We start from the raw sequence: 1,850 nt of genomic DNA, 5'->3' as shown, positions 1-1,850 counted from the left end.
CGTTCAGGACCAGATCGACGATTCCATCACGGATGCCGTGCGGCTGGCGCGCTCGCGCCTTCCGTCTGGACCGGGTGAAATCCATTGCCAGGAATGCGGCGATGAAATTCCGGAGGCGCGCCGCCGCGCCATGCCGGGAGCGCGCCTTTGCGTTCAGTGTCAGTCGGGGCAGGATCGCTCGGCCGCCGCCAGCAGCTACAATCGCCGCGGCAGCAAGGACAGCCAGCTGAGGTGATCTGCGGTCCGGTTCCTCTCCCGCATGTCGGGAGCGCTGGCTCGGGAAACGCGGGCCTCAGTGAACTGGCGGAAGAGAATGGGAGTCGAACCCACCAGAGACCGTTTGACGGCCCCTCCCGGATTTGAAGTCCGGACGCCCCACCGGGGACGCTTCTCCTCCATCGCCCATCGCCGGCTGCGGGCCAAACAGGTCGAGCCTTTGCCGGTTGATGCGCCTGAGATCGCCGCGGCGGATGGTGATGCCGTGGCGATCGAAGAACTCGAGTATCTGGATAGCGACCTTTCGACCGTTGTCGAGCCTGTCGCGGAACTGCGCGGCGTTGAAGCCGGCGGGATCGGCGTGGGCGAGTTCGATTGCGATCCCGATCATTTCCGCGAGTGTCGCCCGCAGGAAGAAGTGGTCGAGCGCGATTTCATGGACATCGCCGCGCCGGCCCGCGAGCCGAAACAGCCGGCGGATATCCTCCTCGCGGCGCCCGAGCATCTGGCCGATATCGCGCACGCGCGGTGGCCTGAAGCGTTCTCCGGCATCGAGGAGCGGGGCGATCTGCGCCCAAAGCGCTTCGTCCTCGGCCGTCAGCCGGACCTCGTGACCGGGCCGCCTGACCCATGATCCCGCCGTGACGAGGACGCCCTCATCGGCAAGGCGTGCGAGCGCGGCACGAAAGAGGGGCGCCGGCAGGCGCGGCGCGACGGCGAGACGCAAACGCTCCAGCCCCATGCCGGGCAGGTCGGGATGCTCGACATGCCAGCTGTCCAGCCGCTCTACCGCCGCGTGGGCGAGAGCCTGCCAGTTCCCCGGCAGCATGGCGAGCGCGCCGATGCGGACCAGGCCGAGGCGCGCCGCCAGATCGATCGCCGCCCCGGCGTCCAGGGCCCGATCGCGAACGAAACCTTCGAGGTCGGCATGATGCGGCGCAAGGGCCAGAAGATCGCGTAGCGCGGCGGCGACATCGGCGAGCCCGAGCGCGGCGAGCTGGGCCAGGCGTTCGGGGCTGCGTCGTCGGCGTTCGGGCGCGCGCAGGTCGAGGAAGCGTCCACCGCCGATCGTCCGCGAGGCCGTGGTGTCGCGCAGCACGAAGTGGTCCAGTGCCGCCGCAGCCAGGGGGGCGTCGAGAACCAGCTGTACCAGCGCGGCCCCGCCGGGGGCGATCTGTTCGCCGAGCAGCACGACCCGCGCCCCGACCTCCGCCGCCGCATGGTGCAGGCGCACCGGCTGCCACATCGTCAGCGGCTTCGTCTCCGAGGGCAGCATCATGACCTCGGCGTCGATCCGCGACGTCGGGGCATGGAGACGTGGGGCCAGCACCACGTCGCCATGGCGGATCGCTTCCTTCGAGATGCCCGGGCCGGCGAGATTGAGCGCGCAGCGATCGCCGGCGTTCCCTCGCTCTGCAGCGCGATTTTGCGCGTGGATCGAGCGCACGCGTGCCGCAATTCCGGCCGGCGAGACGATGACGCCGTCGCCGACTTCAATGCTCCCGGAGAGCACGGTACCCGTCACCACGGTTCCGGCGCCCTGTAGGGTGAAGCAGCGGTCGACCGCGAGCCGGAAGGCGCCGTCGCTCCGGCGGGGCCGCACCGCATGTGCCCGCCCGGCGAGCAACGCCGAC

At 70.1% G+C, this 1,850-nt stretch carries 1 protein-coding gene, 1 tRNA gene and 1 pseudogene; 1 reads left to right on the top strand and 2 read right to left on the bottom strand.

Features of this window, described 5'->3' with window-relative positions; translation table 11 throughout:
* Nucleotides 1-235 (top strand): DksA/TraR family C4-type zinc finger protein (locus ACIPIA_RS15385; protein WP_400510803.1); only part of this gene is annotated, 235 nt, incomplete at its 5' end.
* A 66-nt stretch (nt 236-301) separates the two neighbouring features.
* Here the strand turns inward: ACIPIA_RS15385 and ACIPIA_RS15380 are convergent.
* Together ACIPIA_RS15380 and ACIPIA_RS15375 are read right to left on the bottom strand one after the other, a co-directional pair.
* Nucleotides 302-397, bottom strand: a tRNA-Sec gene (locus ACIPIA_RS15380).
* Between the two features lie 63 nt (nt 398-460).
* Nucleotides 461-1,741, bottom strand: a pseudogene (locus ACIPIA_RS15375) (SelB domain-containing protein); the annotation flags it as partial.
* Nucleotides 1,742-1,850: the final 109 nt, after the last annotated feature.

Origin of the sequence: Allobosea sp. CER48 (assembly GCF_044752385.1) — a bacterium.
Classification (GTDB): domain Bacteria; phylum Pseudomonadota; class Alphaproteobacteria; order Rhizobiales; family Beijerinckiaceae; genus Allobosea.
Note: the sequence above shows the minus strand (reverse complement) of the source record. Positions and strands in the feature narration are given on the sequence as shown.